Annotated in this window: 13 protein-coding genes; 4 read left to right on the top strand and 9 right to left on the bottom strand. The window is 62.9% G+C overall.

Going from position 1 to position 14,541, the window contains the following annotated elements; all coding sequences use genetic code 11:
* Positions 1-10 precede the first annotated feature (10 nt).
* Positions 11-1,411: a PepSY-associated TM helix domain-containing protein gene (locus F562_RS0104935; protein ID WP_018155824.1), complete on the top strand. Its 1,401-nt coding sequence runs from the start codon at positions 11-13 to the stop codon at positions 1,409-1,411.
* Here the strand turns inward: F562_RS0104935 and F562_RS0104930 are convergent.
* Positions 1,384-2,616: a glucose-1-phosphate adenylyltransferase family protein gene (locus F562_RS0104930; protein WP_026181011.1), complete on the bottom strand. Its 1,233-nt coding sequence runs from the start codon at positions 2,614-2,616 to the stop codon at positions 1,384-1,386. The two genes, F562_RS0104935 and F562_RS0104930, sit on opposite strands and share 28 nt — an antisense overlap.
* A gap of 198 nt (positions 2,617-2,814) precedes the next feature.
* On the opposite strand from F562_RS0104930, the gene F562_RS0104925 reads away from it, so the two are divergent.
* Positions 2,815-4,647, top strand: coding sequence for a phosphoenolpyruvate carboxykinase (GTP) (locus tag F562_RS0104925; protein WP_018155822.1), 1,833 nt, complete (start codon positions 2,815-2,817; stop codon positions 4,645-4,647).
* Between the two features lie 396 nt (positions 4,648-5,043).
* On the opposite strand, the gene F562_RS0104920 is transcribed toward F562_RS0104925, so the two are convergent.
* Both F562_RS0104920 and F562_RS20530 read right to left on the bottom strand, forming a co-directional pair.
* Positions 5,044-5,826, bottom strand: a complete 783-nt coding sequence (locus tag F562_RS0104920) for an amino acid ABC transporter ATP-binding protein (protein ID WP_018155821.1) — start codon at positions 5,824-5,826, stop codon at positions 5,044-5,046.
* Positions 5,823-7,274, bottom strand: a complete 1,452-nt coding sequence (locus F562_RS20530; RefSeq protein WP_018155820.1) for an ABC transporter substrate-binding protein/permease — start codon at positions 7,272-7,274, stop codon at positions 5,823-5,825. The genes F562_RS0104920 and F562_RS20530 overlap by 4 nt, the downstream gene beginning before the upstream one ends.
* A 79-nt stretch (positions 7,275-7,353) precedes the next feature.
* Here F562_RS20530 and F562_RS20060 point away from each other — a divergent pair, with 79 nt between their 5' ends.
* Complete coding sequence (locus F562_RS20060; RefSeq protein ID WP_018155819.1) at positions 7,354-7,977, top strand: hypothetical protein; 624 nt, start codon at positions 7,354-7,356, stop codon at positions 7,975-7,977.
* Positions 7,978-7,980: 3 nt separating this feature from the next.
* On the opposite strand, the gene F562_RS0104905 is transcribed toward F562_RS20060, so the two are convergent.
* Positions 7,981-8,925, bottom strand: a complete 945-nt coding sequence (locus F562_RS0104905; RefSeq protein ID WP_026181009.1) for a succinylglutamate desuccinylase/aspartoacylase family protein — start codon at positions 8,923-8,925, stop codon at positions 7,981-7,983.
* Between the two features lie 2 nt (positions 8,926-8,927).
* A complete protein-coding gene (locus F562_RS0104900; protein ID WP_018155817.1) occupies positions 8,928-9,398 on the bottom strand; it encodes an ATP-dependent zinc protease family protein in 471 nt (156 codons plus the stop codon).
* Positions 9,399-9,459: 61 nt separating this feature from the next.
* Here F562_RS0104900 and F562_RS0104895 point away from each other — a divergent pair, with 61 nt between their 5' ends.
* Positions 9,460-10,650 (top strand): RimK family alpha-L-glutamate ligase, encoded by a 1,191-nt coding sequence (locus F562_RS0104895; protein WP_018155816.1) that lies wholly within the window; start codon positions 9,460-9,462, stop codon positions 10,648-10,650.
* A gap of 12 nt (positions 10,651-10,662) precedes the next feature.
* Here F562_RS0104895 and F562_RS0104890 read toward each other — a convergent pair whose 3' ends face one another.
* From F562_RS0104890 to F562_RS0104875, 4 genes are all read right to left on the bottom strand, one after another.
* Complete coding sequence (locus F562_RS0104890; protein ID WP_051080149.1) at positions 10,663-13,041, bottom strand: ATP-binding cassette domain-containing protein; 2,379 nt, start codon at positions 13,039-13,041, stop codon at positions 10,663-10,665.
* Between the two features lie 40 nt (positions 13,042-13,081).
* Positions 13,082-13,504: a VOC family protein gene (locus F562_RS0104885; RefSeq protein WP_018155814.1), complete on the bottom strand. Its 423-nt coding sequence runs from the start codon at positions 13,502-13,504 to the stop codon at positions 13,082-13,084.
* Between the two features lie 5 nt (positions 13,505-13,509).
* Positions 13,510-13,953, bottom strand: a complete 444-nt coding sequence (locus F562_RS0104880; protein WP_018155813.1) for a helix-turn-helix transcriptional regulator — start codon at positions 13,951-13,953, stop codon at positions 13,510-13,512.
* Positions 13,954-14,054: 101 nt separating this feature from the next.
* Complete coding sequence (locus F562_RS0104875) at positions 14,055-14,537, bottom strand: (2Fe-2S)-binding protein (RefSeq protein ID WP_018155812.1); 483 nt, start codon at positions 14,535-14,537, stop codon at positions 14,055-14,057.
* Between the last annotated feature and the right edge of the window lie 4 nt (positions 14,538-14,541).

The following is a 14,541-nucleotide window of genomic DNA, read 5'->3' as shown; positions in this document are numbered from 1 at the left end:
AGGAGCACCCATGTCTGACACGCACGTCACTCAATCAAAAGATCCCGCACCGCCCGTCGAGCCAGGGCGCGGATGGTTCCGCGCACTCGTCTTGCGGCTTCACTTCTATGTCGGCATCTTCATCGGGCCACTGATCCTTGCCGCCGCCGTCAGCGGCACGCTCTACGCCATCGCGCCACAGGCCGAGCGAATCGTCTTCCAGGACCAACTCAACTCGCGCACAACCGGCGCGCCACTCCCCCTGACTGAGCAGGTGGCCACCGCACGCGCCGTGCTGCCGGATCTCCAGGTTCAGTCTGTCCGCCCCGCACCAGAGGCAGGCGCCACGACGCGCGTGATGTTCGCCGACCCCACCCTCGCAGCCTCCGAAACACGCTCTGTTTTTATCGATCCTGCAACTGCGACATCGCAAGGGGTCCTGGTGACGTATGGCACCTCTGGGTCCCTTCCCCTGCGAACCTGGTTGTCAAACCTGCACCGTTCGTTGCACCTCGGCGACCCAGGTCGGCACTACTCTGAGCTCGCGGCCTCGTGGCTTTGGGTGATCGCACTTAGTGGAATTGTGTTGTGGTTCAACCGGATTCGTCGCTCACCACGATCCACAGAGTCGACGCCGGGACGAACCCGCGCGTGGACTCGACGTCTTCACGGCCGCGTCGGCGCGGTGGCACTGATCGGCATGCTGGGTTTGTCAGTGACCGGCTTGACCTGGTCGATCCACGCAGGGGCCAAGATTGAAGAGGTACGCAGCCAACTCAGTTGGCTGGCACCAGCGGTCGACACCGGAGCGGGAGAAGCCGCGGGGCATAGCGAGCACGCCGGCCATGGGCAGTCGGGTCTGGCGGGCGACGACCTTGGGCATATCGATCACGTCGTCGCCGCAGCTCGCGAAGGGGGAATCAACGCCGCAAAAATCGAGGTCGCGCCAGCTGCTGCGCCAGACGCAGCATGGACGGTGACCGAGGTCGATCGTGGCTGGCCGACCCAGGTTGACGTGGCTGCGGTCGATCCGGCCACGATGCAGGTCACCGACATCGTGCGCTTCGAGGACTACCCATTCATGGCCAAAATGGCCCGGTGGGGCATCGATATCCACATGGGATCGCTGTTCGGTGTCGTCAACGAACTGGCACTGATGGCGCTCGGCATCGCCCTCATCACCCTCATCCTCCTGGGTTATCGCATGTTGTGGCAGCGCCGTCCGACCCGAGGCGAAGGCCTTCGCCTACCGCGTGCATACCCGCGCGGCTCGCTTCGGCAGGCACCTTGGCCAGCGTTGCTGGGGATCGGGGCGATTACGGCGCTGATCGGATGGTCTATGCCACTCCTGGGGCTGAGTCTGCTCGCCTTCCTGGCCCTCGACATGCTCCTCGGGATTCGCAGTCAGCGTCGTGCTCTCGGTTCTAGCTGATTACCAAGCTCCACACGTCCCCCTGCACGAACGCGAGCCCCGGTGCCGAGCATCGTGATCGACTCACTCGGCACCGGGCGCTTGCGTGGGCGCCCGCCTATCTTGGCGCCGCGCCCTACCGTTACGCGCTCGTCGAGAATAGACCACGCAACGTCGGCTTTTGCCCGAACAACGCTGTCCGCGAACAGGATTGAGTCACTCACCACCGCATCGCGTTCCACGACCACGCCAGGCCCGATCACGCTCCTGCGGACCGTTCCCGAAATGACGGCTCCGGGACTGAGGAGCGAGTCCTCGATCAGAGCGCCGCGATGGATGCGCGCCGCCTCTCGCTGCGGCTGCTGCGTCAGGATCGGCCAGTCGGAATCAAAGACGGCGGCCTTTCCGCCCAGCAGATCACGATGGGCCTCCAGGTAGGTCTCCGGTCGACCCACATCGAGCCAATATCCCGGCTGGGCGTGAGCGAAGGTCTTCCCGCGTCCGACAAACCACGGAATCAAGTGGTCGCCAAAGTCGCCGAGGCCTGAATCATCGTGGTCGGAATCATCGCTGAGTCGGCTACCCAACTCTTCGAGCGCCCGCACGAGGGCCTTGCGGTCATAGGCGAACACCTCGGTGGCAATCGTCCGGGTGCTCGGCTTGCTCGGCTTGTAGGCGAACGCCTTCACCTTGCCCGTCTTGGTGGTCGTCACCGTGGCGTGCGCGCTGGCCTCCGCGTCCGAGGAAACGACCGTGGTCACGACCGTACATTCGGCACCGGACTCCCGGTGTGTGCGGAGCACCTCCTGGTAGTCCAGCCGATAGATGTGGTCTGCGCTCATCACGAGCACCACGTCGGCGTCAGAGCCCGAGATGTCCTCGCGGATCCGATACAGCTGGTCGGCGTTACCGGTCGCAAAGCCCTCATCGAGGTCTCCCCCGGTGTCGCCGGTCTGCCGCGGAAACACCAGTCGCAAACCACCACGTGTGCGGTCGAGATCCCACGGACGGCCGTTTGCGACCAAGTCATGCAGCGAATCGGCTTGGTACTGCAAACACAACCAGACCTGCTCAATCCCGCTGTGGTGCAAATTGGTGAGCGGAAAGTCGACCAGTTGGTAGGACCCGCCAAATGGCAGAGCGGGCTTGGCCCGCTCCTTTGTCAGAACCCCCATCCGAGATCCCTGACCACCAGCCTGGACGATCGCAAGAGTGTTTTCACGCATGGACGCCATCCAACCTCGAGGTGCGTCCAGTTCACCGAACGTGCGCGATCCGGGCGGGTCGAGTCACCAGTCTGGATCGTTCAAGTGCACAGTGTTGAGTGCCTAAACCGATCAATGTGTCTCACCTCATCCGCATCCATTCACCGGCCAGGTACGGTGCGATCAACCGACGTACTCCCTGAAAGGTGGGGCAGGTAGATGGTGGATGTCATACAGGCGCTGGATGAAGCTGGCCTAACCAACCGGCATGTTCGCGACTACGTCGCGCACTGGGCCGAGATCACCGGCGCAGCTCGTGTCGAGGTTGTGGGGTCAGGAGACGACGACCGGCTCCTGGCCGAGGCCGTCGAGGCTGGTGAACTCGCCCCGGCCGGAGACGGGCTCTACTACTCGCGGTCCTACTTCAAGGACACCGCGCGCGCCGAGCAGCGCACCATCGTGGCAACTAGCGACGAGAGTGATCGCGGGGTCTACAACAACTGGCGTCCATCCTCAGAAATGAAGCCAAAGCTCGAAGGGCTGATGCGGGGTGCTTCCGCCGGCAAGACGATGTATGTCATCCCCTATCTGATGTCTCCGCAAGGCAACCCGCTTGAAAAGTTCGCGGCAGGCGTTGAAGTGACGGACAACCGTGGGGTTGTTCTCCAGATGAATCGCATGGCGCGGGTCGGTGTCGAGTACGTCAATGATCTCGGCGATTCCTTCATACGCGCAGTGCACGTCACGGGTGACCTGGAGAACCTCGGGCAAGGTACCGACGACGACCAGCGCTACTTCGTCACGGTTGCCGACGAGCGCACGATCCTGCACTACGGCTCCTCATACGGCGGCAATGCACTCCTGGGCAAGATCGCGCACGGACTGCGGCAGGCCTCCTACGACGGCTGGAAGAACGGCTTCCTCGTGGAGCAGTTCATGCTGCTGGGTATCACCGACAAGCAGACCGGCAAGAAGTGGCACATCTGCGGCGGCTTCCCGAGCGCGTCCGGGAAGACCAACCTGGCGATGACACTCGCCCCGGATGCCTTAGGCGACCGCTACTACGTCGAGTTCTACGGCGACGACATCGCCTGGCTGTGGGTCGGCGACGACGGCAAGTTGTATGGGATGAACCCCGAGAACGGCGTTTTCGGGGTCGCCAAGGACACCAATGAGAAGACCAACCCGACTGCGTTGGACTCCATCGCGCCCGGGACGAAGTCGATCTTCACTAATGTCGCGTACAACGAGAAAAGCCATGAGGTCTGGTGGGAGGGCAAGTCCAAGAACCCGCCCGAGGACCTCGACGGCTGGCTCGACTGGAAGGGCGAGCGGATCGCCGACCGCTCCCCCGCCGATGCCGACGCACCCTGGGCGCACCCCAACAGTCGGTTCACCACCACGTTGGCCAACGTCCCTAATGTGGCTGACGACTTTGAGGACCCCAAGGGGGTCCCGATCGACGGCATCATCTTCGGCGGACGCACCCGCGATCGTGAGCCGCTCATCCGGGCGATCCACGACATCGCCGAGGGCGTGTACGACGGCCTCACTCTCGGAGCCGAGGCCACATCGGCGGCCGACGGACTTGAAGGCGTTCTGCGCTACGACCCGATGTCGATGCGGCCGTTCCTGTCCTACGGCGAAGGCGACTACGCCAAGCACTGGCTGGACGTCATCGGTGCTGCAAAAGAGACCCCGATCTTCGCCCACGTCAACTGGTTCCAGCGGGACGCTGAGGACGGGCACTTCCTGTGGCCGGGCTACCGCGAGAATCTGCGCGCGTTGCTGTGGCTGATGCAGTACAAGGACGGCGAGGTCAAAGGTCAAGAGACACCCGTGGGTGTCATCCCCTTGCGTGAGGAGCTCAATCTCGACGGTCTCGATGAGCAGGGCCTGGCCGACCTCGACCGCATCCTGCGAATCGATGTGGCCCGGTGGCAGCAAGAGATGGGGTTCCGCGAGAAGCACCTGCGCCAGTTCGATGGCCTGCCAGCGCAGATCTGGGAGGCGCACCAGCGGGTAGCCGCAGCCCTCGACGCAGCCACCTAACGCCGGTTGGGACTAATTCCCGCAACGTCGGTCGAGTAGGTCGAGGCGCTAGCCGAGGCCGTATCGAGACCACGCTCACCCCCGGGGAGGTCTCGACACGGCTCGCGCTAGGGCGCTCGCCTGCTCGACCGGCGTATGTCGTCTAGGGCGCTCGCCTGCTCGACCAACAGTTCTCTCCAACGCCGGTCGAGTAGGTCGAGGCGGTAGCCGAGGCCGTATCGAGACCACGCTGATCCCCAGGGGAGGTCTCGACACGGCTCGCGCTAGGGCGCTCGCCTGCTCGAGCTAGGGCGCTCGCCTGCTCGACCGGCGTGTGCCGTCCAGGCTCGACCGGCGTGAGGTAGGACGCTGGTCGACCGCGGCGGATAATTTCCCCTGGTCTTCCCGTGGTGTCCCTCAGATCGGTTCGAGGATTCGCTTGAGGAAGCCTCGGGTCCGCTGCTGTTGCGGGTTCGAGATGACCTCGGCGGGTGATCCTTGCTCGATCACGCGGCCGCGGTCGATGAATAGCACCTGATCGGCGACCTGGCGAGCGAACTTGATCTCGTGGGTCACCACGACCATGGTCCAACCTTCACGCGCTAGGTCGCGCATGACCTCGAGGACTTCGCCCACGAGTTCTGGGTCAAGCGCCGACGTGGGTTCGTCAAATAACACGAGTCGCGGCTTAATTGCGAGGGCACGGGCGATGCCCACTCGTTGCTGTTGTCCGCCCGACAACTGGTGCGGGTATTTGTTGACGTGCTCGGCCAGCCCGACCTTGGCCAGCAAGGCGTTGGCCTCCTCCTGTGCTTGGGGAGCGGGCACACCCTGAACGACAACCGGACCTTCGGTCACGTTCTCCAACGCCGTGCGGTGGGGGAAGAGGTGATGCCCCTGGAAGACGAAGCCGCTTTGGGCAGTCAGTGCACGTACGCTCTCGCGCGCTTTCGCCGACAGTCGCCCGCGCTTGTCTGGGGTCACGTCGGCAAAGTCGACCTCGGCATCTCCGATGCGCACGCGTCCGGCCTCGGGCAGTTCCAACCCGTTGAGCGAACGCAAGAGGGTGGTCTTGCCACTGCCCGAAGGGCCCAGGATGACGGTGACGGAGCCTTCGGGCACGCCGAAGGACACATCCTCGATCACCACCTTGTCGCCAAACGCCTTTTTGAGGTGGTCGACCTGAACGAGATTGGTCATGACACAAACCTGCTCACTCGGGCCTCAACCCGGTTCTGGATGGCGGTCAGCAGCACGACCATGAGCCAGTAGTACAGCGCCGCAAAGAGGTACATCGTGAAGAATCGGCCAGACGGTGCCGCCGCCTGCTGAGCCACCAACAGCAGGTCCGTCAACAAGATGACAGACACGAGCGAGGTCGACTTAAGCAACTCAATCAACGTATTCGACAGCGGCGGAACGGCGCTCCGGGCGGCCTGCGGAATGATGACGCGCCGCAAGGTGGTGCGGTAATCCATCCCGACCGTCCGTCCGGCCTCCCACTGCCCACCCGGAATCGACTGGATCGCCGCTCGGATGGTTTCGGCACAGTACGCCGAGACGTTGAGAGTCAAGGCGATCACGGCCGCGAGGTAGGACGGCAGGTTGACCCCAAACTGACTGGGGCCAAAGAAGACCAGGAACAACAGCACGAGCACTGGGATGCCACGCATCAAAGAGATGTACAGCCTCGCAGGGCCGCTGACGGCGCGATTCGAGGACATGCGTGCCAGCGCAATCCCTAGACCGACAACGAGACCGAGGCCGAAGGCGATGGCCGTGAGGGACAACGTGACCTTGATCGCGGCGACCGCCATCGGCCATGCATTCGAGGCCACCAGGTCCCAGTCGCTCTGCGGCTTCGCCTCCGCGGAGAAGTACTTGTCGTACAGGTTCTTGGTCGTGCCGTTCTTCTCGAAGGTCGCTATCGCGCGGTTGAGTTGCGGCATATAGCCGGTGCCCTTGCGCGCCGCGAGGACTGCGCGCGACTTGTCGTCGGTTTCCTGGACGATCTTGACTCCGGCATTCGAGCCGAGATTCTTGATCGCGTACGAAATCGCCAGCTTGTCGTTGACAACAGTGTCGACGCGCCCCTGCTTCAAGGCCTTCAACGCGATGTCCGCGGAGTTCACCCCGACGATTTTCGCGCCGTTCTTGCGGGCAACATCTGCCCAGTTGCTGGTGATGTTCTCCGCGGCGCGCTTCCCGCGAATGTCCTTCAGACCCTTGATGTCATCGTTGTCTTCGGCCACGACCACGACGCCGGTGGACTCGACGTAGGGCTTGGACAGGTCGTACAGCCCGGCGCGTTCGGCGTTGTAACTCACCTGGTTGGCGATCACGTCGATACGTCCGGCTCGCAACGCGTCGAACATCGAATCCCAAGGCACAACGACGAACTGGATCTTGACCCCCAACTCCCGGCCGATCGCCCGCATCACATCGACGTCGAAGCCAGTAAGCTCCCCGTTTTCCTTGTAACTGAACGGCGAATACACCCCCTCGGTCCCGACCTTGAGCGTCGCGGGCAGAGCAGCGGGTGGGCTCTGAGGCGCGGCTGCCACGGCCGGTGCACCGCCGACAACGGTTGCCGCGACTAGCATGATGGCCAGCCATACGGCAGCAATACGCGAAGTGATCGTTTTCATTACCTGGGATTATTCACTAGGTTGACTCGTGGGCGTACGCAGCCCAGGTCCCGGACACTTTCATCGGATAGGACTGACCATGCGCACCAGCTCTGCTCTCGTCGCTGCGACGGCCGCCACCCTGGCGTTCGCTGGCTGTTCAAGTAATGGCGGCGAACCGAGCGTGACGTCGGCCGGAGCGTCCGCCACCAGCCCGGCAGCATCCGCCGCGCCGGACTCAGCCGTCTCGGACGCGCCGTCGTCCGAGACTGCCGAATCGCCTTCTGCCGCAACGGAAACCTCGGCGCCCACCTCCGATCCGGCGACCGCGAGCCCCAGCGCGAAGGATGAGGCAGCCCCCGGCGGTACGGTCACCCAAGCGCAACTGACCACGATGGCGACCAAACTCGGTTGTCCAAGCACACCGTTCCAGAGCGCGAAACCGACCTCCACGGCTGGGAAGGTCGGATCACCCGGTGGGATCCAGTGCAGGAGCGGCAAGACGGGCTACCTCCTCGCGCTCCACGATGCCAAGCGGGGCCCTGAGCCGCTTGTCCGTAGCCTCAAATCCACCACGCGGGCCCCGCGCCTGCCTTATCTGCATGGTGAGAACTGGGTCGTGCTCGCGATCACCGACACCAGCGCGAAGACGCCGACATTCTCCGAGGACGTCCTTAAGGACGCACAGCGCAAGATCGGATCCGGCACCATCTCTACCGCATGAGGCTTATCGCGCGAGATGCACTAGGGCATCACCGGAATTGACCAGTGGTGCTCGATTGAGGCCGACGACGATGCCGGTCCGATCTGCATGCACCAACCGCACCCGCCGCCCGAAGGTGTCCGACAGTCCACCGAGACGCTGTCCGGTCTCGACGCGTTCACCAAGTTCTACTTCCCACTGCAGGACTCCGGTGCCGCGAGCGCGCACCCAACTGCTCTCCGAGCACGCCACACTCTTGCGATCCGCGACGGGAACGGGACCAATCATGTCGAGTGATGCGAGGACCCGAAGGACACCTGCGACGCCAGCGTCAATCGCGAAGTCGTCGAAGCGCCAGGCCTCCCCACCTTCGTAGAGCAAAACCGTCGCTCCGCGATCGCGGGCAGCCTGGCGCAACGAGCCATCACGCAACTTGGCGTGCAGCATGACCGGGGCACCAAATGCCTCGGCCAGTCGCAGGGTCTGCGAGTCATCTAGGTCCGCACGAATCTGCGGCAGGTTCGTCCGTCGATCAGCGCCGGTGTGCAGGTCGATGCCGACCGAACACTTATCCACGACCTCGTGCATAAACAGGTGGGCGATACGGCCCGCTAGCGACCCTCTGCGAGACCCCGGGAAAGACCGATTGAGATCTCGCCGGTCAGGGAGATACCGGTCCCCCGCCATGAACCCCAGAACATTGACGACGGGAACTGCGAGCACCGTGCCGCGGAGGGTCTTGGCCGACAGAACTGACAGGACGCGTCGGATAACTTCGACACCGGCAACCTCGTCCCCGTGGATCGCGGCATTGACCCACACAACGGGTCCATCCTCGCGGCCGTGCACAACCTGCACGGGCAGGCTCACATCGGCGCCGGTGACCAGTCGCGTGATAGGGATCTCGACCTCTTTCGAGATCCCAGCCCGAACGCGTACCGGGCCCATCGGGAATGATGTCCGCGCCATCGTCAGCGCCCCCGATTCTTGCGGCGGACACTGCGTTTGGGGCGACCGCCAAGGTAGGAGCGGGAGGGGTCCACGAGGTAACCCTGACGCAACACTTCCCGGCCCAGCAGCATTCGGAAACCCATTTCGTCGCGCCGGCTGAGAGTCACTTCGGCGTCCACCGTCACCTTCATAATGCTCACCGGCATCACCACGACATGTCGGCGTTGTACGTGCCCTGACGAACTGCGCACGAGCCGACGATCGAGCAAGGGCAACTCCATCCATGTCTCATCATCCGCCGACTTTTGCCATGGGTGCACCGCGAACCGTACCCAGGTGGCGTCCTCGCGCTCGAACTCACTGAGATGGAAAGCATGAATCGCAGAGGATCGGGCGCCGGTGTCCAACTTGGCCTTGAGCCATGGCACTCCAAGCCCAGGGAGTGATACCCATTCGCGCCAGCCGGCGACGATGGTTTGATGGTCAGTCACACCTGGTATCCAATCAGGCATCTGATCCGGTCCCACACCTTCCTCGTGCTGAAAGAATTTGATGAAGCTCGCCCTCCTCTCCCGTGCCCCACGCGCCTACAGCACTCGTCGACTGCGGTCTGCCGCACTGGATCGTGGTCACGAGGTCAAAGTGCTCAACACCCTGCGCTTCGCGATCGACCTCTCTGGGGACCAGCCTGACCTTCAGTTCCGCGGGAAACAACTTTCGGACTATGACGCGATCTTGCCCCGCATCGGCAACTCCATCACGTACTTCGGCACCGCGGTCGTCCGGCAGTTCGAACAGATGGACGTCTACACCCCAAATACCTCCTGGGGGATTACGAATTCCCGCGACAAGCTACGCGCCACTCAGATTCTGTCCCGCCACAACATCCTGATGCCCGACACCACCTTCGTCCGGGACCGCGCCGATGTGCTGCCGGCCATCGAGCGCGTCGGCGGTGCGCCCGTTGTCCTGAAACTCCTGGAGGGCACCCAGGGCATCGGCGTCATTCTCGCGCCCGAGCGAAAGGTCGCCGAAGCCATCGTCGAGACCTTGCACAGCACCCGTCAGCAGGTCCTCATTCAACGCTTCGTGAAAGAGAGCAAGGGCCGCGACATCCGTGCTCTCGTCGTGGGCGACCGCGTCGTCGCAGCCATGAGGCGGGTTGCCAAGGGTGACGAGTTCCGGTCAAACGTCCACCGCGGCGGCTCGGTCGAGCCGGTCACTCTCGATTCCGATGCCGAGCGCATTGCCGTACGTGCGGCGCGGATCATGGGCCTGCGCGTTGCCGGTGTTGACATGCTGGAGGGCAACGATGGACCGCTGATCATGGAGGTGAACTCCTCCCCCGGTCTTGAAGGTATCGAGGCAGCCACCGACCTCGATGTCGCGGGCGCCATCATCGACTACATCTCCCACCAGGTCGGATTTCCCCAGGTCGATGTCCATGAGCGCCTCAGCGTTTCAAGCGGGTACGGCGTGGCTGAGATCGCGGTCCACGGGGAAGCCGACATGGTCGGCAAAACCTTGGGCGACTCCGGACTCAGCGACCGCGACATCACCGTTCTCACCCTGCACCGTGGCACGGCGGTGACGCCAAACCCGTCCCGCAACGTCATCCTCGAGGCAGAAGACCGCCTGCTGTGCTTTGGCCGACTAGAGGAAATGCGCGGCATGATTCCTGCTCGGCCCAAGCGGCGTCACCGGGTGAAGAAGCTGCCCAAACAGCCGATTCACGAGGACTGACCCGCTTCACGTTTAGGTCGTCACATACGCGGCCAGGTGCTTGCCCGTCAGTGTTGACTTCTTGGCAACGAGATCCGCGGGTGGACCTTCGAACACCACCTGGCCCCCGTCATGACCCGCACCTGGGCCGAGGTCGATGATCCAGTCAGCGTGTGCCATCACCGCCTGGTGGTGCTCGATGACGATCACCGACTTTCCTTGGTCCACAAGGCGATCGAGCAGTTGCAAGAGGTTCTCGACATCGGCCAGGTGCAGACCGGTCGTGGGCTCGTCCAGGATGTAGGCTCCACCCTTGTCCTTCATGTGCATCGCGAGTTTGACTCGCTGACGCTCACCGCCAGACAAGGTGTTGAGGGGCTGACCAAGGCGCAGGTAGCCAAGCCCAACCTCGTCCAGCCGGGTCAGGATCGATGCCGCGGCCGGCGTCTTCGCCGGGCCATTGGAGAAAAACTCCAAGGCTTCGGCCACCGGCAAGTCGAGTACCTCCGCAATGTTGAGGTCGCCGAGTCGCAAATCAAGAACCGATGCCTGGAAGCGCTTTCCACCGCAGTCTTCGCAGGGCGCGGACACCGACTCCATAAAGCCCAGCTCGGTCACGATCACGCCAGTTCCGTTGCAGGTCGGGCAGGCACCCTCGGAGTTGGCGCTGAACATTGCTGGCTTGACGTCGTTGGCCTTAGCGAAGGCCTTACGGATCGGGTCGAGCAGACCCGTATAGGTCGCAGGGTTGCTGCGACGGGAGCCCTTGATGGGAGCCTGGTCTACGGACACCACGCCCTCGCGACCCTCCAGCGCGCCGTGGATTAACGAACTCTTCCCAGACCCGGCAACGCCGGTAACAACCGTGAGCACACCGAGCGGAATGTCGACATCGACGTTTTGGAGATTGTGTGTCGAAGCCCCGCGAACCTCCATCACATCCGTGGAGCTACGAACCTCATCCTTCAACGATGCGCGATACGAAAGATGTTGCCCTGTAGTGGTATTGGCTCCGCGTAGTTCCTCTACAGTGCCTTCGAAGACGACCTTCCCACCGTTGCTCCCTGCCCCGGGCCCCATATCGACGACGTGGTCAGCGATCGCGATCGTCTCGGGTTTGTGCTCAACCACCAACACGGTGTTGCCCTTATCGCGCAGTTCCAGCAGCAGGGTGTTCATCCGCTCGATGTCGTGCGGGTGAAGTCCAATCGTGGGTTCGTCGAAGACGTAGGTCACATCCGTCAGGGCTGAACCGAGGTGACGCACGAGCTTGGTTCGTTGGGCCTCTCCGCCGCTGAGCGTGCCCGAGGGGCGATCGAGGGACAGATACCCCAGCCCGATCTCCGTCATCGTGTCGCAAAGATGAAGCAACGAGCCGATCAGTGGCGCGACGGATCCGTCATCGATAGTTCGCAGCCACTCGGCAAGGTCACTAATCTGCAGCGCGGTCACTTCGCCGATGTCGCGGCCCTTGATCTTCGCCGAACGAGCCGAAGCGTTGAGACGAGTCCCCTCGCAGCCCGGACACTGTTGGAACACTGCGGCCCGTTCGACAAAGGTCTTGATGTGCGCCTGGAGCGACTCCCGGTCCTTGCTGAACATCGATTTGCGGATCTTGGGGATCAGCCCCTCGAAGGTGACGTTGATCTTCTCCACTTTGATTTTCCGAGGCTCGGCGTACAGCAAATCCTGACGCTGCTCCTCGCTGAGGTCTCTCAACGGCACGTCCGGGGGCACGACCTGCTTGTACGGCGCCACCATCCAGCCGTCGGCCGTATAACCAGGGACCAGAATGGCTCCGTCGACCAGTGACTTCGAATCGTCAATGATGGCAGTCATATCCAGGTCTGAGACGGTCCCTCGACCCTCACAGTCTGGACACATGCCGCCAAGGTAGATCGCGTTCTTCACGATCTTTTTCTCACCCTTGGCATTGGTCATGACCCCGCTGGCCTTGGACGTCGGGATATTGAAGGAGAAGGCGGTGGGTCCACCGATGTATGGATCACCCAAGCGGCTGAACAAGCTACGCAACATGGCGTACCCGTCAGTCACGGTGCCCAGCGTCGAGCGCACGTTGGCGCCCAGCCGCTCTTGATCGACGATGATCGCGGTCGTCAGACCTTCCATCGAGTCGACCTCGGGACGAGGCAAGTTCGGCATGAAGCCCTGCACAAACGTCGAATAGGTTTCATCGATCAGCCGGCGGGACTCCGCGGCCACGGTGCCAAAGACCAGCGAACTCTTGCCGGATCCAGAGACTCCGGTGAAGACCGAGAGACGTCGCTTGGGGATCTCAACACTGATGTTCTGCAGGTTGTTCTCGCGACCACCCAGGACGCGGATGACGTCGTGGTGGTCTGCGGCATGCTCGTCAATGCTCACGGCCTTGGCGGGGGTCTTAGCGCTCATGAACTCGCAATCTGATTGGCTCAGCGAAAAGTGCTGGAGATCAACGTACTTCGAAGATTCGAATCATGTTGCCGTCTGGGTCACGAAGGGCGCAGTCGCGAATGCCCCATGGTTGGTCGGTCGGTTCCTGTACGACATCCGCACCATCTGGGAGAGCCGACTCCAGGCTGGCAAAGGCCGCGTCCACGTTCGGTGTCGCAAGGTTGATTCCGGCGTATGTCCCCTTGGCCATCATCTCTCGTACGACGGAGAGCTCCTCTGGTGTGACACCGGGGTCGCCACCTGCTGGCGGGGTCAAGACGACGGACACGTCGGGCTGGTTCGGCGGGCCCAGCGTGGCCCAATGCACGCCGCCGTACTCGACATCGTTGCGAAGTTCGAAGCCAAGTGCGTCGCGATAGAACGCGATGGAGGCGTCAAAGTCGGTGTGAGGCAAGAAGCACTGGTGAATGGTGAGGTTCATGAGGGTTACGTTAGGCCGCCCGCTGAATGTGGTGCTTCTTGATTCCTGATCGGTCTGCTGACGCGTTTGGCGACGCACGGCGGGATGCCCGCGTCGGGCCCTGCCGAGGTTCGCCGATATTCACTCGGGGGCATCCCGACAAGTTCAGAGAACCGGGTACTGAATGTTCCCAGCGAGGAGAACCCCACCGCGAAACACACCTCGGTCACGGTCTGGTCCCCACGCTGCAGGAGGGCCATTGCGCGCTCGACTCGCCGTGTCATCAGGTAGGAGTATGGCGACTCTCCATAGGCTGCCTTGAATTCCCGGCTGAGGTGCCCGGCCGACAGATGAACTGCCCGCCCGAGGGCCTCCACATCGAGAGGCTCGGCATAACGGCGATCCATCAGGTCGCGGACCTGCCGCAGCGACGTGAGCGTGCGAAGCCGCGGGTCCGAGGGTGTGGTCATTCACTCGATCGTACGACGCTTCTTTGCGCCCTGACGTACACGAATGCCCGGAGGAGCCGCTCTGGCACCCCTCCGGGCATTCCTGCATCTGGGATGTCGGGCTACGACATCTGCTTTTCGCCCCGACGGATGGCGTCACGAATCCTCGGGTAGGTGCCGCATCGACAGACGTTGCGAATGGTGTCGAGGTCGGCTTCGGAGATGGCTCGGCCTTCCTTCTTAACCTTGTTCACCAGCGCCACGGCCGCCATGATCTGGCCCGGCTGGCAGTAGCCGCACTGGGCGACATCTTCCTCAATCCAGGCGTCCTGCATGGGGTGCAGTCCCTCACCGGGCGTGGTGTCAGCAAGGCCCTCAATCGTGGTGATCTCGTCGTCCTCAGAGATCTTGTCGATCGGCACCGAGCACGGGTTGAAGGCCTTCCCGTTGAAGTGGGAGGTGCAGGCCTTGCAGACGTTGATCCCGCAGCCGTACTTAGGGCCGGTGACCCCGAGAACGTCACGCAGCACCCACAGGAGGCGCACGTCGTCTTCGACGTCGACGGTGACCTTTTCGCCGTTGAGCTTGAATGTATGCGTTGGCATGGTC

The organism is Demetria terragena DSM 11295 (assembly GCF_000376825.1).
Taxonomy (GTDB): domain Bacteria; phylum Actinomycetota; class Actinomycetes; order Actinomycetales; family Dermatophilaceae; genus Demetria; species Demetria terragena.
Note: the sequence above shows the minus strand (reverse complement) of the source record. Positions and strands in the feature narration are given on the sequence as shown.